The 19,042-nt window shown below is 68.5% G+C and carries 19 protein-coding genes and 2 pseudogenes; 13 read left to right on the top strand and 8 right to left on the bottom strand.

Going from position 1 to position 19,042, the window contains the following annotated elements:
* Positions 1-11: 11 nt before the first annotated feature.
* Positions 12-1,565, bottom strand: coding sequence for a DUF4185 domain-containing protein (locus G9373_RS34480; protein ID WP_120660052.1), 1,554 nt, complete (start codon positions 1,563-1,565; stop codon positions 12-14).
* A 214-nt stretch (positions 1,566-1,779) separates the two neighbouring features.
* On the opposite strand from G9373_RS34480, the pseudogene G9373_RS48355 reads away from it, so the two are divergent.
* Both G9373_RS48355 and G9373_RS34490 read left to right on the top strand, forming a co-directional pair.
* Positions 1,780-2,028: pseudogene (locus G9373_RS48355) on the top strand (hypothetical protein); the annotation flags it as partial.
* 164 nt (positions 2,029-2,192) lie between these two features.
* Positions 2,193-2,603 (top strand): PaaI family thioesterase, encoded by a 411-nt coding sequence (locus G9373_RS34490; protein ID WP_005263525.1) that lies wholly within the window; start codon positions 2,193-2,195, stop codon positions 2,601-2,603.
* An 8-nt stretch (positions 2,604-2,611) separates the two neighbouring features.
* Here G9373_RS34490 and G9373_RS34495 read toward each other — a convergent pair whose 3' ends face one another.
* The gene (locus G9373_RS34495) at positions 2,612-3,910 is read right to left on the bottom strand and encodes an MFS transporter (RefSeq protein WP_005574072.1); all 1,299 of its coding nucleotides are present in this window, start codon (positions 3,908-3,910) and stop codon (positions 2,612-2,614) included.
* Positions 3,911-3,920: 10 nt separating this feature from the next.
* Positions 3,921-4,862: an NAD-dependent epimerase/dehydratase family protein gene (locus tag G9373_RS34500; protein ID WP_005263527.1), complete on the bottom strand. Its 942-nt coding sequence runs from the start codon at positions 4,860-4,862 to the stop codon at positions 3,921-3,923.
* Positions 4,863-5,003: 141 nt separating this feature from the next.
* Between G9373_RS34500 and G9373_RS34505 the strand changes: the two genes are divergently transcribed.
* From G9373_RS34505 to G9373_RS34515, 3 genes are all read left to right on the top strand, one after another.
* A complete protein-coding gene (locus G9373_RS34505) occupies positions 5,004-5,699 on the top strand; it encodes a TetR/AcrR family transcriptional regulator (protein WP_133985825.1) in 696 nt (231 codons plus the stop codon).
* Between the two features lie 67 nt (positions 5,700-5,766).
* A complete protein-coding gene (locus tag G9373_RS34510; protein WP_005249144.1) occupies positions 5,767-6,372 on the top strand; it encodes a YqgE/AlgH family protein in 606 nt (201 codons plus the stop codon).
* Between the two features lie 82 nt (positions 6,373-6,454).
* Positions 6,455-6,631 (top strand): hypothetical protein, encoded by a 177-nt coding sequence (locus G9373_RS34515; RefSeq protein ID WP_005574069.1) that lies wholly within the window; start codon positions 6,455-6,457, stop codon positions 6,629-6,631.
* Here the strand turns inward: G9373_RS34515 and G9373_RS34520 are convergent.
* From G9373_RS34520 to G9373_RS34530, 3 genes are read right to left on the bottom strand one after another with little or no spacing between them, the layout of a single operon-like run.
* On the bottom strand, positions 6,619-7,401 hold the full coding sequence (locus G9373_RS34520) for a Mut7-C RNAse domain-containing protein (RefSeq protein WP_005574067.1): 783 nt from the start codon (positions 7,399-7,401) through the stop codon (positions 6,619-6,621). The genes G9373_RS34515 and G9373_RS34520 overlap by 13 nt on opposite strands.
* A gap of 9 nt (positions 7,402-7,410) precedes the next feature.
* Complete coding sequence (locus tag G9373_RS34525) at positions 7,411-8,403, bottom strand: bile acid:sodium symporter family protein (protein WP_005574065.1); 993 nt, start codon at positions 8,401-8,403, stop codon at positions 7,411-7,413.
* Positions 8,400-9,683: an MFS transporter gene (locus G9373_RS34530; RefSeq protein WP_054247758.1), complete on the bottom strand. Its 1,284-nt coding sequence runs from the start codon at positions 9,681-9,683 to the stop codon at positions 8,400-8,402. Before G9373_RS34530 ends, G9373_RS34525 begins: the two co-directional genes overlap by 4 nt.
* Positions 9,684-9,751: 68 nt before the next feature.
* Between G9373_RS34530 and G9373_RS34535 the strand changes: the two genes are divergently transcribed.
* The gene (locus G9373_RS34535) at positions 9,752-10,429 is read left to right on the top strand and encodes a FadR/GntR family transcriptional regulator (RefSeq protein WP_005574062.1); all 678 of its coding nucleotides are present in this window, start codon (positions 9,752-9,754) and stop codon (positions 10,427-10,429) included.
* Between the two features lie 32 nt (positions 10,430-10,461).
* Here G9373_RS34535 and G9373_RS34540 read toward each other — a convergent pair whose 3' ends face one another.
* Both G9373_RS34540 and G9373_RS34545 read right to left on the bottom strand, forming a co-directional pair.
* Positions 10,462-11,433 (bottom strand): DUF1648 domain-containing protein, encoded by a 972-nt coding sequence (locus G9373_RS34540; RefSeq protein WP_133985823.1) that lies wholly within the window; start codon positions 11,431-11,433, stop codon positions 10,462-10,464.
* A 22-nt stretch (positions 11,434-11,455) separates the two neighbouring features.
* Positions 11,456-11,857 carry an SdpI family protein gene (locus G9373_RS34545; RefSeq protein ID WP_005249154.1) on the bottom strand — a complete coding sequence of 134 codons (402 nt, stop codon included), beginning with the start codon at positions 11,855-11,857 and terminating at the stop codon, positions 11,456-11,458.
* Between the two features lie 115 nt (positions 11,858-11,972).
* Between G9373_RS34545 and leuS the strand changes: the two genes are divergently transcribed.
* The 7 genes and pseudogenes from leuS to G9373_RS34585 form a co-directional block, all read left to right on the top strand.
* Positions 11,973-14,837: a leucine--tRNA ligase gene (gene leuS, locus G9373_RS34550; protein WP_005572261.1), complete on the top strand. Its 2,865-nt coding sequence runs from the start codon at positions 11,973-11,975 to the stop codon at positions 14,835-14,837.
* Positions 14,838-14,902: 65 nt separating this feature from the next.
* A complete protein-coding gene (locus G9373_RS34555; protein WP_065492797.1) occupies positions 14,903-15,352 on the top strand; it encodes a DUF5990 family protein in 450 nt (149 codons plus the stop codon).
* Positions 15,353-15,476: 124 nt separating this feature from the next.
* Positions 15,477-15,995, top strand: a complete 519-nt coding sequence (locus G9373_RS34560) for a DUF5994 family protein (RefSeq protein ID WP_166680656.1) — start codon at positions 15,477-15,479, stop codon at positions 15,993-15,995.
* Positions 15,992-16,450 carry a DUF5994 family protein gene (locus G9373_RS34565; protein WP_065492793.1) on the top strand — a complete coding sequence of 153 codons (459 nt, stop codon included), beginning with the start codon at positions 15,992-15,994 and terminating at the stop codon, positions 16,448-16,450. The genes G9373_RS34560 and G9373_RS34565 overlap by 4 nt, the downstream gene beginning before the upstream one ends.
* Before the next feature lie 186 nt (positions 16,451-16,636).
* Positions 16,637-17,510: pseudogene (locus G9373_RS34575) on the top strand (MFS transporter); the annotation flags it as partial.
* Between the two features lie 160 nt (positions 17,511-17,670).
* A complete protein-coding gene (locus G9373_RS34580) occupies positions 17,671-18,045 on the top strand; it encodes a nuclear transport factor 2 family protein (RefSeq protein WP_005572254.1) in 375 nt (124 codons plus the stop codon).
* A gap of 72 nt (positions 18,046-18,117) precedes the next feature.
* The coding region (locus G9373_RS34585) for a DUF6777 domain-containing protein (protein WP_346842886.1) at positions 18,118-19,042 on the top strand (925 nt) is incomplete at its 3' end.

The following is a 19,042-nucleotide window of genomic DNA, read 5'->3' on the forward strand; positions in this document are numbered from 1 at the left end:
TTAACAAGTACTCACGGGTGCAGGGACGCGTGCATCAGGTAGACGTTGTAGCTGTCCCACTCGGAGATCGTGAAATACAGATCCTTGTCCGTCGACCACGGATGCATGAAGCCGCCGTAGGCCATCGGGTAGTCGGCCGTGTCGACGAGCGTCGCGCCGGCCGACCACGCACCCTGCGGGCTCGACGACCGCCGCAGGATGATCGAGCCGCCGACGGGTTCGAGGTAGCTCATCAGCCAGGTGCCCGCGGTCGCGTCGTAGCGGACGGACAGTTCGCTGGCCACCCCACCGACGATGGGGGTCGCGAGGTGCTGGGACACCGGGGTCCACGTGCCGTCCGACCAGTACTGGTAGGACGTGGTGTTGAGGACCTGATCGACCGGCACCCGGGCCAGGCCGATGGTGCCGATCCGCCCGTTGGGGGTGCCGAACATGTACACGTAGTCGCCCTGCGGCACCATCGCGGATACCTGGAATCGGGCGCCGAAGATGTTGTCCCACTTGGCGTGCTGGTCCTTGGTCCAGGTTTGCCCGTTGTCGTCGGAGTAGGCGATGCCGCCGTAGTTCGTGTACCACATGCCGGGGACCATGCTCCAGCGCTTCACCGACATGTAGCTGAGGTACTGACGGTCACCGATCGCGAACCCCGACGTGGGGATGGTGGTGGTCTCGAAGTTGTTGATGTGCCTGCTGTCGATGATCTCGGCGGCATGGCACCGGCTGTCCTGGACCATGCTGTCGATGGTCATGCCGTCCGACAGGTCGGTGTCGGTGCTGTGGCCGAGAACGTTGCTCCGCCAGTCCTCGCCGAACGCGCCGGGCGGAGCCCAGTCCTTGCCGAACGTGTCGCCGAACGCGACCGCGACCTCGCCCGGCTTCGTCTCCCAGGTGATGCCGAGGTCGGTGCCGTCGACCTGCCAGCGCTTGTCCGTGCGGTTTTCCGAACCGCGGCCCGTCAGTTGCGACACCAGCCGGACATCGCCGACCTCCGGCTTCGCCACGGGTGCGGTGAGGAAACCCCGTTCGGCCGGGTTGATCTGGACGGGCGGCGCCGGCTGCGGTTCGGGTCCGGGGCCGCCGGGAACGGGGATGGGAATGGTTTCGGGACGCGGATCGATGGAGATCTTGGGTATGGGCAGCGCACTCGAGCCGGACGAACCCGACGACCCCGCGGAGCCGGAAGAGCCTGCGGAACCGGAAGAGCCTGCGGAACCGGAGGACCCGGGATCGGTCTCCGGTTCGTCGACCGGATCGGTGAGGTCGGGGCACGGGTCCGCGCACGGGTCGGCGGGAAGGTCCTGGGCGACACGCGTCTGGTCGGCGGTCGGTCCGGGGACCGGCACGGGCACGAAGTCGGGGTACGGGATCGGGATGCTCACGGCCGGGGGAATGGGCGGAAGCAGTGGGCCGCCGCCCGGACTCGGCGGTTCCTTCGCCGGGTTGAAACCGGTCTCGCCGCACGCGTTCACGGGCAGCCACGGAGTGGTTTCGGCCGCGGCGGGGGCAGCGGTGAAGCCGATCGTCGCGGCCACGACGGCGGCGACGCACAGCGGCACTCCGGCCACAGACCATGACTTCTCGACCACAGGACCCCTCCAGATCGGTGGTCGGAGTAATGGCGGACCGACCTGCACGTTCGGGTTGAAGATAACACCCGGCGGCGGCATCCTCAGCGCACGAGCCCGGCCCGTCCGGTCACAGTGCGGTCTCACTGTCGCGAGGGAAATTTCTTCGGGTGCGGGTGGAACCGGATCCGATTCCGCTGCGTCATACCTTCATATGGATCCTCTCGAGTATTCGTTCGGAACCGGTGCCGACGCCCCGACGGCGTGGACGTCACCCGCCGATCTCGACCTGGGGTCGTCCGGCGGTGTCGACGCCGTGCGCTTGGATTTCGACGGTGACGGCCTTCTCGACGACGCGATGTGGGATTCGGACGGGGACGGCGTGGCCGATCGGTCGGTGCTCGACTACGACGCCGACGACGAGGCCCGCTACTTCACCGACCCGTCCGGCAACGGGACGTGGAATGTCGAGATGACGATGGCCGAGCCACCGGTGATCGCGGCGGTACACACGTGGCGCCCCGATCCGATGATCGGCGCCGCCGGGACCATTGACGTCAGGGCCGACGCCGGGCAAGGTGGGTTGGGATTTCAAACTAACCGAGTGTCCGATGAGGGGAACACACCATGACCGATCTGACGCGGGAGGCGGCGAGCGCCTTCGTCGCCGCTGCCGGCCTGGAACTCGACGAGGTGTCCGGGACGAAGGTCGTCGGCCACATCGACCTGTCCACCGACCACCACACACCCTGGGGCGTGGTGCACGGCGGCGTCTACACGACGGCGGTCGAATCGGCCGCGAGCATCGGCGCGAGTACCGCGGTCGCCGACCGTGGTGAGTTCGCGGTGGGCGTGCACAACGGCACCGACTTCCTGCGGGCCCGCACCGAGGGGCGGGTCGACGTGGTCGCGGTGCCCATCCAGCAGGGCCGGGTGCAGCAGTTGTGGTCGGTGGTGATCACCGCGACCGACACCGGGAAGGAGGTGGCTCGCGGTCAGGTCCGATTGCAGAACGTGCCCATGCCGGGGTCGAAATAGCCCGGTTCTCAGGCAGGTTCGCGCCGGGAGTTGAGCAGGATGCCGAGCAGTCCGAGGCCGTAGGCCGCGCCACCCGCGAGTACCAGTCCGAGTGATCGGCCGTCGGGGGCGATCACGAGGGAGGCCGCGGCGATCGACGCGATGAAGGCCACGTTGAACACCGTGTCCTGCAGCGCGAACACCTGTCCCCGGCGGTCGTCCTCGATCTCGATCTGCATCGCCGCGTCCCCGGTGAGTTTGATGGACTGCCCGGCGAATCCGAGGAGGAGCGCGCCGCACAGCAGCGACGCCTGCGTGAGGATCGCGACGAGCGTGCACTGCACGAGGAGGGCGAGAATCAGGCCGCCGACGATGGTGCGGGACCGTCCGACGCGCGGGATCAGGAACGGTGTCGAGATCGCCGCCAGCAGCATGCCCGCGGCGGTGGCGCCGACCGCGACACCGAACCCGGCCAGACCGCCGGGCAGGGCGCTGACGGTGGCGGTGTCGCGGAGCACCAGAACCATGATCAGCGTGTTGACACCGAAAACGATCCGGTGCGTGCCTATTCCGATCATTGCGGTCGTCACGCCCGGTGACTGCCACACCGCGACCGCTCCGGTGCGTAGTCCGGCGGCGACGGCGCGGACCGCCCCATATGCGGGCTTCTCGTCGGCGTGCGGACCGAGGAGCCGATGGTGGAAGCGCGACGCCGCGAACGCGGCCACCGCGGAACCGCAGGCGGCTGCCGCGACGGCGATTCCCGAGCCGCGGTCGCCGGCGCCCACGAGGGAGATGATGGCGACCGATGTCGCGGCTCCGAGTGCGGCGAGGACTGAGCCCGTGGTGGCGAGCACCGAATTGGTGGCCACGAGCCAGGACCGGTGCACCACTCGCGGCAGCGCCGCCGAGACTCCCGCGAGAACGAACCGGCTCACACCGATGGCGGCGAGGGCGAGGAGGAGGAGCGCGGACTCACCGGTCCCGGTCTCCAGCAATACGGCCGTCACCAGAATCAGCAGTCCGCGCAGAACATTCGCCCACAGCAGCACGGCGCGGCGATCCCAGCGGTCGAGGAGCGCGCCCGCGTACGGTCCGATCACCGAGTACGGGAGCAGCAGTACCGCGAAACCGGCGGCGATCGTGACGGGATCCGTTGCGCGCTCCGGGTTGAACAGAATCGCGCCGCCGAGCGCGGTCTGGAACATGCCGTCGCCCAGCTGACTGGCGAATCGCACCGTCGCGAGACGGGCCAGCCCGGGCGACCGCCGGAGGGTGTACGCCGTTCTGCGCCACGCCTCGCGCCGGTCGCCGAGCTGTTTCGCCATTCACAGGAGCCTATCCGGCGGCCGCGACCGACCTGTCCTGCCACCACCGGACGGTCTCCTCGGCGGCCCGGTCCAGTGGCGTCGGGGTCAGTCCGAGCCGGGCCTCGCTCTCGGACGAGTCCATCACGAACGGCTCCTCGAACTGGTACAGCATCTCGGCCAGCTCGCGGCTGCCCTGGTGCACGAGCCCGCCGCCGCGGATCACCCAGCCGGGCAGGGTGCCCACCTTCGGGACGGGAACCCCGCCGGCCTTCGCGTAGGCCTCGACCATCTGCCGCTGGGTGACGGCCGGGACGGTCGGTGCGTGCAGCACCGAGTTCCACAGCGCACGGTCGTGGGCGGCGACGATCATCGCGGCCGCGAAGTCGGGAACGTACGTGAACGAGTGGGGCAGGTCGGCGGAACCGAGGACGCGCATCGTCTTGCCCGCGAGGACGACGGGCACCATGCGCTCGCCGGCGTGCGCGTTCAGCACCTGCGGTCCGAAGAAGTCGGACGCGACGACGCTCACGGTGGGGGTCGAGGACTCGGCGCGGGCCTTCAGCAGCCGGGTCCGGACGCCGCGCTTACCGGAGTCGGCCGACCGCGGGGTGTGCTCGGTCATCGGCTGCTGCGACGTGTCGTACGAGTAGAGGCTCTCGGGGAACACGACGACGGCGCCCACGTGGCCGGCGGCCTCGAGCACGGTCTGCTCGGCGGCGGGGAGTTCGCGCTCCCACGCGTCGGCGCTGTAGGCGGCGTGGATGCAGTGGTAGACGGCGACTGCTCCGTCGAATGCCTCACGCAGCGCGTGGGCGTCGGAGACGTCGACCTTCCGCCGCTCGATCAGGGGATGGTCCGGGCCGCTGCCCGAGCGGGTGAGGACCCGCACCTGTCGTCCCTGTTCGGCGAGCTGCAGGGCGACGGTCCAGCCGACGGGTCCCGCTCCGGTGACGATCTCGATGTTCGACATGTCCGCTCCTGCTGAGTCGATTTCGGCGATTCGAGAGCACTGCTCTCTGTCTGATTCGAGAATGCTCCCGTTCGACCGCATTGTCAAGAGCAGTGCTCTTGTTTGTTGACACCGCTCTCGGAAATTGCCACGCTGAACCCCATGCCAGGAACACCACGACAACGCGCCCGCGAGCAGACGCTGCAGGACATCACGAGGATCGGACGCGAACAGCTGGCCGCGGTCGGCGCCGCTGCCCTGTCGCTGCGGGCCGTCGCACGGGACCTCGGCGTCGTGTCGTCCGCCGTCTACCGGTACGTCAAGAGCCGCGACGAACTGCTGACGCTGCTCGTCGTCGACGGATACAACGAACTCGGCGACGCCGCGGAGGCGGCCGTGGCCTCCGCAGCCGAACCGCGGGAACAGTTCCTGGCGCTCGGCCGTGCGGTGCGCGAGTGGGCGCTGCGCGAGCCCGCCCGCTACGGATTGCTGTTCGGCAGCCCGGTTCCCGGCTACCACGCGCCCGGCGAGCAGACCACGACTCCGGGGACGCGGGTGATCTACGCACTCGTCGGGATCTTCGACAACGCGTTCCGGGCGGGCAAGCTCGAGGCGGCCGCGGCGGCGCCCATCGACGACGAGCTCGCGGCAGACCTCGACCGCATCCGCGCCGAACTCGGACTCACCACCCCCGACCATCTGCTCGCCCGCGGCGTGCTGGTCTGGTCGGCGCTGTTCGGGGCGGTGAACTTCGAGGTGTTCGAGCAGTACGGCGCCGACACGTTCACCACACCGGGGGCACTGTTCGAGCACCACCTCGCGGTCCTGGCCGAGACGGCGGGGCTGCCGGCGGCGTAAAGCGGCGAACCGGACGCAGGTCGCGTCCTCCGTCACATCGCGTCCGCCGCGGTGGGATGATGTTCAGGTGGCGCACGCAGAAGAACCCGAAGATCGAACGGCGTCGACGGAACCGGTGGTCCGGCCCGGCAGCCTGTTGGTCTCGTCCACAGATCTCGTCGAACCCGCATTCCGTCGCACCGTGATCTACGTGATCGAGCACAACGACGCCGGCAGCCTCGGCGTGGTCATCAACCGTCCCAGCGAAACCGCGGTGCACGACGTGCTGCCACAGTGGGCGCCGCTCGCCGCGCGCCCGTCCGCGTTGTACGTCGGCGGTCCCGTCAAACGGGACGCCGCACTGTGCCTGGCGACACTGCGCACCGGCGCGCAGCCCGACGGTGTCGCGGGTCTGCGCCGGGTCCACGGCCGCGTGGTGATGGTGGATCTCGACTCCGACCCCGAGGTCATCGCCCCGCTGGTGGAGGGTGTCCGGATCTTCGCCGGTTACTCGGGATGGACGTACGGTCAGCTCGACTCGGAACTCCAGCGCGACGACTGGATCGTCATCTCGGCCCTCGCGTCGGACGTGGTCGCTCCCGCCCGGGTCGACGTGTGGGCGCAGGTGCTGCGCCGGCAGCCGCTCCCCCTCGCCCTGCTCGCCACCCACCCGATCGACGTCGAGCGCAACTAGACACACCCCGCGCACGTCCCTGGACTGTCGGGGACGGGTGGTATCAACAGAGGTGGGGAACGAAGTGAGGAGGACAGCACACGTGATCGACACCTGTCACGGAACATTGATCGTGCACACGCTCTACGGAGCAGAGTGCACGGACGAGTCGTGCGCCGAGTTGTCCGAGGCCCGGCACGCACTGATCATCGACTGCGACGAATTCGGCGACTGCGTGTGCTCGGCGGAGTTCGCCGAGCAGCTGCGTCACGCATCCTGAGAACCCACCTCGAGCGTCACCCCGACCTCCGACAGGCGTCGGCGCAGCTTCGGAAGATGGCTGCCCGGCCAGTACAGCTGCGCACAGTCCTGGCACCGGCTGAACTCGTGTTCGTTGCCCGCGACGCCCGGTGGTGCCTCGGCCAGCGCCTCGGCACGGGGAACCGGCGCGAGAAGCCCGTTGCAGCGCGCGCACCGGGTGAACGGCGAGATCCGCGACCGAAGGTCGAAGCGGTCCAGCACTTCCCGCAACTGCCGGCGTGGGTCCGTTTCGTGCAGGAACGCGCCGTGGGTGAGCGCCGACCTCTTGAGTAGGCCGGTGTCCCGGGTCAGGACGATGCGATGCTCGGACAGGGAGATGTCCACCAGTTCCGGGTCGGCGAAGTCGTTGCGGTAACGGGTGTCGAAGCCCAGCAGGCGGAGGTAGCGGGCGAGTCGGCCGAGATGCACGTCGAGCACGAACGTCGGGTCCCGCAGCGGTCGGGGACGCAGTTTCGTGACTCCGGTCAGATCGAGTCGCTCGAACATCGGGTACACCGCGACGCGTTCGCCGCCGCGCAGCAGGTGGGCGAAATCGACGGACACCTCGTCGACGAGGATCAGATCCACCTCGGTGTGCGGGACGCCCAGCGCCTCGATCCGGTCCTTCACCGACGGGGTGCCGTCGAACTCGTGCTCGAAAGTGTGCTTGCGCCGCACCGGCGGCAGAAAGTCGTTCAGCTCCTCGTAGAAGCGGAATTCGCAGTGACGAAGTGGCTCGGGCATCGGCATTTCACGTCCTCATGCCACAGTACTGGCCGACTCCTCGCGGCTGCGCTTCGAATACTGCTGCGCGAGCGCGGCGCAGACGATCAGCTGGATCTGGTGGAAGATCATCAGCGGCAGCACGATCAGCCCCACCGGCTGTCCCACGAACAGGACCGAGGCCATCGGCAGACCCGTCGCGAGACTCTTCTTCGATCCGCAGAAGACGATGACGATCCGGTCGGGAACGGAGAATCCCAGCTTCAGGCCGGCCAGGGCCGTGACGGCGAGCACGACCGCGAGGACGACGCAGCACACCAGCACGACACCGATCACCTGCCAGACCGTCACGGTGTGCCAGATTCCCTCGTTCATGCTCGCGCTGAACGCCGAGAAGACCACGAGGAAGATCGAGCCGCGATCCACGATCCGGGTGGGCTCGGAGTGCTTCTGCAACCAGTCGATGACGAGCGGCCGGATCAGCTGGCCGACGAAGAACGGCAGGAGAAGCTGCAGCACGATGTCGAGGATCGACGAGAAATCGACGTGGGCGTCGCCGGTGGTGTTCATCAGCAGGATCACCAGCGCCGGTGTCACGAACACACCGATGAGATTGGAGAACGACGCGCTCACGATCGCCCCGGCCACGTTGCCCTTGGCGATGGACGTGAACGCGATCGACGACTGGACCGTCGACGGAACCAGGCACAGGTACAGGATGCCGGTGTACAGGTCCTCGCTGAGCACCCCCGGCACGAGGATGCGCAGCGCGAGCCCGATCAGCGGGAAGAGCACGAACGTCGCGGCGAACACGACCGAATGCAGCCGCCAGTGTTTCAGCCCCTTCAGCGCCTCCTGCGGCGACAGCCGCGCGCCGTACAGCAGGAACAGGATGCCGATCGCGATCCGGGTGGCCCAGTCGAGCACCGTCTGACCGGTCCCCGACACCGGGAACACGCTCCCCAGGATCGCCACGGCGACGATGCCGAGGACGAACCCGTCGAGGTGGAACCGGCTGAGAAATTTCACTGCGTCGAGGGTAGAGCGGCGTCGTCACGACCCTTCGTGCGGACGCTCAGCACCGCGAGGACGCCGCACAGGGCGGCGCCGATGATCGCGAGTTCGATGATGGCCACGTGCATGCCCTGGACGGTGATGGCGATGCCCGCGCAGATGGACGGCACGGCGAGACCGACGTAGCCGACGGTGAAGAACGCGGCGAGCGTCCCGCCCTGGGCGTCGGGGGCGTGCTCCGCGGCGGCGGCACCCACGGCCCGCATCGCTCCGGCGAACGAGAGACCGTGTCCCACACCGACGATGACGGTCACGACGCACAGCAGGGCGAGGGACGGCACGAAGTCGACGACGAGCAACCCGATCATGCCTGCGCCGACGGCGCCGATGCCCAGGGTTCGGCAGAGTACGGTTCCGAGCCGATTGGCCACGAGTTGCGCTGTCACCGAGCAGATCATGACCAGTGCGGCGGCACCGCCGGCGACCACGAGGTTGCTCACGCCGAGCAGGCCGATGATCCACGTCGGGACCACCGACTGGAACAGGCCGACGGCGCCCCACGCCAGCGCGACGCCGAGGGAGGACAGCCAGAACACCTGACGGATGGGTGCGGGGACGTGCGGGACCTGGAACACCTGGGTGGGTCGTGACTGCCCGCCGGTGGGTGCGGGGAGCAGCAGCACCATGATCAGCGCGGGCAGGAGTGCCAGCGCGAACAGCACGTACGGCAGGACCAGGGCGTGCGGCAGGTACTGCGCGACGGCCCCGCCGAACAGCGGGCCCAGCGACGCACCGAGCGCGGTGGTGAGGGTGGCGGCGAGACCCGCCCGGCGCAGGTTCCGGGCCGGTTCGTGCTCGATGAGGGCGGCGGACCCGGCGGCCGAGCACGCGCCGACGGCGATGCCCTGGGCGATTCGGCCGAAGAACAGCCAGAGGGTCGAGTCGGCGAACGCGAGGACCACGGCGCCCAGCGCGCTGAAGGAGATGGCGGCCAGTAGCACGAAGCGGCGTCCCAGTGCGTCGGACAGCGGGCCGAAGAACAGCAGCGAGGGAAGCAGTCCGGCGACGTAGACGGCGAAGATCAGCGTCTGGACCAGCGGGGTGAATCCGAACTCGTGGCGGTAGAGCGAGTACAGCGCCGTGGGGATGTTGGCGCCGAGGAGCAGCACGACGAGGAGGTAGTTCAGGCCGTGGAAGTGGCGGCTGGTGGTGCGGGCCGTGACGGTCGGGACGGTGTCGGCGTGAGCGGTTGACGTGGACGTGTGGGGTCGCCTCCTCAGGCTGTCCGAATACATGGGACGTCCTACGTAGTTTAGGCGGGCCGGTCGTCAGTCGCGAGCCGGCGAGGTGTGAGGATGAGTACATGGCAGTGGTTCGGCGCGAGTCCGCGTATCAGCAGTCCCTGGACTGGATGCGTGGCCGGATCGCCCAGGGCGACTGGACGGTGGGCGAGCGGATCCCGACGGAACCCGAGCTGATGACGCTGCTCGGGGTCGGGCGCAACACCGTGCGCGAGGCCATCAAGACCCTCACGTCGACGGGCATCCTCGAGATCCGGCGCGGGTCCGGGACGTTCGTGCGGGCCCGCACCGACATCGGCGGGCTGCTCGGGCGGCAGGTCGCGGTCGCCGAGATGCTGAACGTCTTCGAAGTCCGGCGAGCGCTCGAGACCGAGGCCGTCCGCCTGGCATGCGGTCGCCGCACGGACGACGATCTGCGGTCCCTGTCTGCGCTACTCGACGAGCGGCAGCGAACGACGGATCAGCCGTCCCGGTTCGCGGACGCCGACCTCGCGTTCCACCTCGGGGTCGTGGAGGCCGCGCACAATCCGGTGCTGTCCGACCTGTTCGCCGGCATCCTCGAACCCACCCGCGCCACGTACGACTTCACCGAGGGCGTCCACCCCCCGTCGCTGACCACCGACGACCACCGTGCCGTCGTCGACGCGATCGCCGCCCGCGACGAGGACGCCGCGGTCCGGGCCGCCCTCGGCTACCTCGACCGCGTGCTCGACGCGGTGCACCAGGCCTCCCGCCCGTGAGTGGTTGACGAGTCCCTGCACTCCCGGGCCACTCACGGGCGGCGGAGCCGCCTGTCGGCGAACGTGTTGAGCGCCCCGGCCATGTCCTCGGCCCGTCCGCTGGTGACGGTCAGCCGGTCGCCGCAGGCGGTCGTGACGATCACGGCGGGACCGGTCCTCGTCACGACGCCGTAGTTCCGTCGGCCCTTCACCTTGAGTCCCCAGCCGCCGAAGTCGTCGAACGGCTTGATCACGTCGACGCGGGCGCCCTCGATCTCGTCGACGCCGTACTGCAGGGCGGTCATGCCCATGTTCACCACCCGGATACCGGACGGATCGACGATCACCCGGAAGCGAAGCAAGCTCACGATCAGCAGCCCGACCGGCACGAACACCGCGAGGGGCCACCACCCGTCGACGAGCAGGCAGACGGCGACGGCGGGCGCGACACCGAGCAGCAGGAGCAACACCAGCGAGCCAACGGTGCCGAAACCGACCGTGTCCGCGACCGTCGCCGGGTCGTCGGCGCGCGGCAACCGGGGGTCGGGTGGACTCGTGGCGGACACCCGGGACCGGTAGTCGCGCAGCAGGGCGGCGCCGAGCAGGCCGACGACCGCGCCGATCACGACGCCGAGGCCGAGCGACCACAACGGAAGTTCGGTATTCGAGACGTCTGTGACGTCGAGTTGGACGTAGAGCAGCACCACCTGCACCGTCAGGATCAGACCGACCACGGACAATCCGACGACGAGCATCGTGCGACGCATCATCAGCATCGCCTGGGCCAGGGCGGCGATCGCGGCGCATCCGCCACCGAACAGCACCGTCACCAGGGCAAACGTCCAGGCGCTGGACATCGGGGTGGCGAAGCCGTCGGGCGAGGTGGTGGTCCAGTGGGTGGCGATCTCCGCCGGGAGCCGCGGTTCCCAGACCTTCGTGAGGATCACCCCGCACAGGGCGGCGACCACCGGCAGCAGGAGACCGAACACTGCGCCTGCGGGGTCGACGACGCGCGAGGACTTCACCGGACGGGCCGTCGCCAGCCGGTCAGGACGGCTGGCAGGCGCCCTTCAGCGAGCACGCGCCGCAGGAACTGCCGCACCCGCCGGTGTCGGCAGCGGGCACCGCCGCGGCGGCACGGGCACCGAGCGATCCGCCCGTCGCCGCGGTGAGAGCGGCAGCCACGACGCTGACGAGGACGGCGCCGATTCCGAAGACTCCGCCGATCAGGATTCCGGCGATTCCGCCGATGACGAGGAGCCCGGCAGCGGCAAGCAGGGTGGGCCCTGCGACCTTGTTGGCCAGCGCGAACGTCTGATCGTCGCGCATCGTCTCGGGGGTGCGGACACCCGCCCACCGGTTGCGCGGGAGGCGCTCGGCGAGGCCTGCAACGGCGACACCGGAGACAGCGACGGCGAGCACGAACAGCACGACGGAGGCAATCAACACGTGACCAGGATACGGCGGACCCGGACGCGCAGGTGAGCCCGGGTGGGGTGAGGCTCTACCCTGGTTGACGGTATCCCCCTAATTCAGAATGTCAGCCAAGTAGATAGCGACCACAGTGACCGAGCACGTGCAGCCCGCCAACCCGTCCGACGCGACCCCGCAGCACCGCTACACCGCGGAACTCGCCGGCCAGATCGAGCAGCGCTGGCAGGACCGGTGGAGCGAGGAGGGCACGTTCAACGCGCCCAACCCGGTCGGTCCCCTCGCCGGCGACGTTCCCGCGGACAAGTTGTTCGTGCAGGACATGTTCCCGTACCCGTCGGGGACGGGTCTGCACGTGGGCCACCCGCTCGGCTACATCGCCACCGACGTGTTCGCCCGCTATCACCGCATGCAGGGCCACAACGTGCTGCACACCCTCGGCTACGACGCGTTCGGTCTGCCTGCCGAGCAGTACGCGGTGCAGACGGGCACGCACCCGCGGACCACCACCGAGGCCAACATCGGCAACATGAAGCGGCAGCTGCGCCGCCTCGGGCTCGGCCACGACGAACGCCGCACGTTCGCGACCACCGACACCGACTTCTACCACTGGACGCAGTGGATCTTCCTGCAGATCCACGACGCGTGGTTCGACAAGGAGGCGGGCAAGGCCCGGCGCATCTCGGAGCTCGAGGCCGAGTTCGTGTCGGGTGCGCGGTCGCTGGAGGACGGACGGGACTGGGCGTCGCTGTCCGTGTCCGAGAAGGAGGCGGTCCTCGACTCCTACCGCCTCGTCTACCACTCCGATTCGATGGTCAACTGGTGTCCCGGTCTGGGCACGGTGCTGGCGAACGAAGAGGTCACCGCGGACGGTCGCAGCGACCGCGGCAACTTTCCCGTGTTCCGTAAGCACCTGCAGCAGTGGATGATGCGCATCACCGCGTACTCGGACCGTCTGGTGGACGACCTGGAGTACCTGGACTGGCCCGAGAAGGTCAAGACCATGCAGCGCAACTGGATCGGGCGCTCGCACGGTGCGCAGGTGAAGTTCGCCGTGGCGGTCGAGCGGAGCGAGGGTGAATCCACGGTCCACGACGTCGAGGTGTTCACGACGCGTCCGGACACGCTGTTCGGCGCGACGTACGTGACGCTGGCGCCGGAGCACGAACTGGTGGACGACATCGTTGCGGCCGAGTGGCCCGAGGGTGTCGATTCGCGCTGGACCGGTGGTGCCGCGACTCCCGCTGAAGCGGTTGCAGCGTACCGGAAGTCGATCGCGTCGAAGTCGGATCTCGAGCGTCAGGAGTACAAGGAGAAGACGGGTGTCTTCCTCGGCACCTACGCCGTGAACCCGGTGAACGGGCACAACCTGCCGGTGTTCATCGCCGACTACGTCCTCACCGGCTACGGCACGGGCGCCATCATGGCCGTCCCGGGTCACGACCACCGCGACTACGAGTTCGCGACCGAGTTCGGCCTCGACATCGTCGAGGTGATCTCCGGCGGCGACCTCACCAAGGACGCGTACACCGGCGACGGCACCATCGTGAACTCCGATTTCCTGAACGGGATGAGCGTCGCCGACGCCAAGAAGGCGATCACCGACCGCCTGGAAGCGGACGGCACCGGCAAGGGCACCATCCAGTACAAGCTGCGCGACTGGCTGTTCGCGCGTCAGCGGTACTGGGGCGAGCCGTTCCCGATCGTGTACGACGCCGAGGGCAACGCGCACGCCCTGCCGGAATCGTCTCTGCCGGTGGAGCTCCCGGAGGTCGAGGACTACGCACCCGTGTCGTTCGATCCCGACGACGCGTCCTCGGAGCCCTCTCCCCCGCTGGCGAAGGCCGTCGACTGGGTCGACGTCGAACTCGACCTCGGTGACGGACTGCAGACGTACCGCCGCGACACCAACGTGATGCCGCAGTGGGCGGGCAGCTCGTGGTATCAGCTGCGGTACATCGACCCCACGAACCCGGACGTGTTCTGCGACAAGGAGAACGAACGGTACTGGACGGGTCCGCGGCCGGAGATCCACGGACCGAACGATCCCGGCGGCGTCGACCTGTACGTCGGTGGTGTCGAGCACGCGGTGCTGCACCTGCTGTACTCGCGGTTCTGGCACAAGGTGCTGTTCGACCTCGGCTATGTCAGCTCGAGTGAGCCGTACCGCCGGCTGTACAACCAGGGCTACATCCAGGCGTACGCGTACACCGACGCGCGTGGCGTGTACGTGCCCGCCGACGAGGTGGAGGAGAAGGACGGCAAGTTCTTCCACCAGGGCGTCGAGGTCAACCGCGAGTACGGGAAGATGGGCAAGAGCCTCAAGAATTCCGTGTCGCCGGACGAGATCTGCGAGGAGTACGGCGCCGACACGCTCCGCGTGTACGAGATGTCGATGGGCCCGCTGGACACGTCCCGTCCGTGGGCGACCAAGGACGTCGTCGGTGCGCAGCGCTTCCTGCAGCGCGCCTGGCGTGTGGTGGTCGACGAGGAGTCCGGTGCACTGCGCGTCACCGACGACGCCCCGACGGAGGACACGCTGCGCGCGCTGAACAAGGCGATCGCCGGTGTCGGCGAGGACTACACGGCCCTGCGGGACAACACGGCGGCGGCCAAGCTGATCGAGTACACCAACCACCTCACCAAGGCGTACCCCGGCGGTGCCCCCCGCTCGGTGGTGGAGCCGCTGGTGCTGATGCTGGCACCGCTGGCCCCGCACCTCGCGGAGGAACTGTGGTCGCGGCTCGGGCACGAGAAGTCCCTGGCCCACGGACCGTTCCCGGTGGCCGAGGAGAAGTGGCTGGTGGAAGACACCGTCGAGTACCCGATCCAGGTCAACGGCAAGGTCCGCAGCCGCGTGACCGTCGCCGCCGACGCCCCGCGCGAGGAGATCGAGAAGATCGCGCTGGCCGACGACAAGATCGTGGCGCTCCTCGACGGCCAGGATCCCCGCAAGGTGATCGTCGTCCCCGGCAAGATGGTCAACATAGTGCGCTGACGCGCCCGTGAGTACTTGTTAACCACGGGCGGTTGACAAGTACTCACGGGTGGTTTGATACATGGGTGCAACTCGTGATCGAGGCAACCGACCTTCCCGGATCGTCGTGCCCGCCGGGGGCCAATTTCCCCGGCTACGACAACATCCACGTGGCGGTGCAACGCCGCGGTGCCCACGCCGGCCTGCTCGGTCTGCATCCGGGAGACGCGACCACCGCGCGCTGGGTTCTCGACTGCACGGCGACCCCGACGCCGACGGGTCTCGACATCACCGGACCGTACGTGCAGGGCCGTCCGGGCGCGCGGTTCGTCTACCTGTCGTGGGGGGCGGTCGATGCCGACGGCGGATTCGACATGTTCCGCCGGGCGAAGTTGATGTGGGACGCGGTGGATCCGGCGACTGCGGAGGCCGCGTCGGCTGCCGGTCGCATCACGGCGCGGCTCGGGCTCACCGACGCCCGCGGAAATCCGCTGTGCGCTGCGGTGTGTCCGCCGTCGATCGAGTGGTCGGTGTAGCCGATCGCCGTATCCCCTGCGCGTAGGGTGAGGGTATCGGCGGCACTTCGCATGCGAACGCCCAAGATCGCGTCGCCGCCGACAGAGATATCGGCTGCCTCGCGGCCGAGGCGGGAGCGTCGTCATGACGCTACAACAGGATCGCAACTTTCCGGGTCGTCTTCACGGTGCCCATACTCGTGGCGGCCCGGCGCAGTCGCCGCGCCTGCGGTTGAAGCCCGAAGCGCCCGGTGCGGGCACTGTGGACGGCGCCTGGTGGCCCCGATCGCGCGACCTCACCGTGGAGATTCCGGATCTGGTTGCGCTGGTGGCAATTCGAGTGGGTGTCGTCGTTCGGGTCGTGTACGACATCAAGGCCTGGCTTCCTGCTCCGCGCCGCATGATGGTTGCGGGTCGATCGGTGCATCTCGACGGCTACGAGTACCAGCCGATCAACACCCTGTACGTGAGCGGTGTGAAGCGGACGAGGCTGACGCTTCTGGTGGTGCCCCCCGAGGCCGATGCCCGCTATGCCGATTCGACGATGCACAGGGCGGCCAACCCCAACAGTGCCCTGACCGCCGACGAGCTGCTGATGTCGGGCATCAGGGGCATCAGGGATGGCTTCGACCGCACCTCGAGCGCGAAGGGACGTGAACGATGACGCACGACGAAAACATCACGCATTCCGGTCGTGGGCTGGGACTCTCTCGGCCGACGGCCGACGGTGGGCAGCCTTTCGACGCACCCACCCGGACCCCGAGACTGCTCCTGCGCGCTCGTGGCGAGGTCTCGGAGGGTGTCGACGGGGCGTGGTGGCCCCGGACCACCAACCTGACCACCGAATTGCACGACCTGATCAGCGCACTGACGGATCGAGTGGGAACGACCGAACGCGTCGCCTTCGACTGGAACTCGTTGAGCATCTCGCAACGCGGCATCGACCGGCAGGACGGAATCGAGGTGTCCGGCCCGGATCCGGACCAGCCGCCCGACATCATGTACGTCTTCGGCACCGACGGCCGTCGGCTCGACATCCTGATCGTCGGACCCAACACGGACGCCGACAATGCTTTCGAGGCGATGCAGAGGGCGGTGGGTCTCGCTCCGGACCGATAGACGCTATCGGCTCTCGGACCCGTGCAGGGCCGGCGGCCGTTCGAGGTGACGGGGACGCTTCTCCCGCATCCACGGCAGCGCTGCGGACGCGATCAGGACGACGGCCATTCCCGTCCACTGCGGCGGGGACAGTTGCTCGCCCAGCAGAATCTGCGCGGCCAGTCGTCGGCATCGCCGGCGGCAAAGGCGTCCAGTGCGGTTCTGGGTCTGATCGTGATCCTGGTGCGCCGCGGAATCCCGGAGTCGCCGCGCTGGCTCCTGAAGAACGGCCGCGTGGCCGACGCCGAGGCCGTGGTCGAGAAGATTTACGAGGAGAAACTCGACCTGAGCAAGGTCACGGTCGAGGACACGGCGGACAAAGCCGAAGGCCGACATCCGGATCTACTTCCGGGGCCAGTACCTTGCCCGGCTGATCATGTGCAGCGCTTTGTATCTGGCGGTCGTCACCCCGCTCTACGCACTGCTGACCTTTCTGCCCACGATCCTGTCGGGCTTCTCGATCTCCGGCGACGGTTCCGCGGGGCTCATCGTCGAAACCGTCATCATCGGGCTCATCGTCGCCGGATCCATTCCCGCGCTGTTCCTGGTCGAGAAGTGGGGCCGGCGTCCGATCGCCGTGGTCCCGCTGGCACTGATGGTGATTCCGCTGGCAGGACTGTGGTTGTGGGCGGACGGGCCCCTCTGGTTCATCGTCGCCGCCTTCTGCGCGTACGCGTTCATCTCCGGCGGTCCGAGCATCCTGGTGTGGATCTACCCCAACGAACTCTTCCCCACCGAGTTCAGGGCGACTGCGGTGGGAATCGCCACCGCGGTGAGCCGGTTCGGTCCCGCGACGGGCACGTACCTGCTGCCGCTGAGTATCTCGGCCCTGGGAACCGGCACCACGATGCTCTTCGGTGCAGTGCTGACGGCGGTCGCATTCGTGATCTGCTTCTTCATGTCTCCGGAGACGAAGGGGAAGTCACTGGAAGAAGTGTCCTCCGTAACCACTGCTCCGGCCATGGGGGCGAGCGCTCCACGGTTGGAGAAGTTGGAGGAGGCCTCCGCCCCGCGAACCTGACGAATCGTTCCCGTCCGCCCCTGCCGACTCCGCGACGTCGGCAGGGGCGGACCCCTGTGCGGACATGTCCCGCTGCCTGGGAGAAGGGTCTCCCCACCGCGCCGGTGCTGCGTTACTCTCACCACTAGAACACGTTCTATCCGACTGAGGAGTTCGCATCATGGCACCGTCCGCAGAAGACATCCGCAAGACCGTCGAGAGGTACATCGAGGCGGTGGCGACCGGGACCGCCGACGACGTCGTCTCGCTGTACGCCGAGGGCGCCACCGTGGAGGATCCGGTGGGTACCGAGCCCCGGACCACGGTGGAATCGCTGCGGGAGTTCTACGGGGTGATCGAACCGCTGAAGCAGACCGGCGAGCTCCTGACGCTGAAGATCGCCGGCAACTCGGCCGCGTTCCACTTCTCCCTCGTCACCGACCTTGGTGAGCAGAAGCTCGAGATCGCGCCGATCGACGTGATGACGTTCGACGACGACGGCAAGATCACGTCCATGCGCGCCTTCTGGTCGCAGGAGGACATGATCACGAGCTGACCGACTGCCGGGGCCCGGCAACCACACCGCAATTCGGCCCGGCTGATCAGCGTCTGTGCTTACCATGGCGTGGTGGCCACCGACGTCGCCGGGCAGGCCGCACGGCGTGCCCGACGCAGAGCAGTCGTTCGAGCCGGTACGCGCCCCGGGCGCGCACCGCGTAGCTGGCTGGCGGTCGCCGGGGCCCTGACCGTCACGGTGCTCGTGGCGTGTTCCTCGGGTTCCGGGTCCAACCCCGATCCGGTCGACCTGGACCGGGCCACCGACAACGGGCAGCTTCCGTGGACGGAAGTGCTGCTTCCGCCGCAGACGCCGACGACGGTTCCGTTCGGTCCGCCGGGCACCGACCTGCCGAGCGAGCCCCGCCCTGCCGGGATCCGGGTGATCGGCGACCGTGCCGGCCTTTACGGCGGAAGTCCCGACAGGGTGCTCTGCGATCGGCAGCGTCTCGTCGACGACCTCGAGCAGGATCCGGCGAGGCTGCAGGCCTGGTCGAGTGTGTTCCAGGTCGACGACGTGCGGAACTACGTCCGGACCCTGACTCCAGTGCTGCTCCGTGCGGACACCCGTGTCACCAATCACGGCTTCGACGACGGGCATGCGAGCGCGTTCCAGTCCGTCCTCGAGGCGGGAACCATCGTGCTGATCGACGACCACGGCGTTCCCCGCGTCCGATGTGTGCGCGGAAGCCCACTGCTGTCCCCGGTGGTGAACGAGAACGCGGACGTGCAGGGTGATCCGTGGCCGGGTTTCCAGCAGGACAGGTTGTACGTCGTGCAGCCCTCCAACCTGGCGATGACCGAAGTGACCGTGGTGGATCTGATGACCGGTGGACTGTCGTCGGTGCCGATCGGTTCCGGCCCGCAGCAGCCGGCGGAGCGCCCGAATCCGGTGGCACCCGTGGAAGCCCAGGCGCCGGTGGCGGATTCGCCGCCTGCGGTGGTGCAGCAAGCCGCTCCCCGTCCCGCGCCGGCTCCCTCCCCGGAACCTGCGCCTC

It is taken from the genome of Rhodococcus sp. A14 (assembly GCF_011603105.1).
Classification (GTDB): Bacteria; Actinomycetota; Actinomycetes; order Mycobacteriales; family Mycobacteriaceae; genus Rhodococcus_F; species Rhodococcus_F opacus.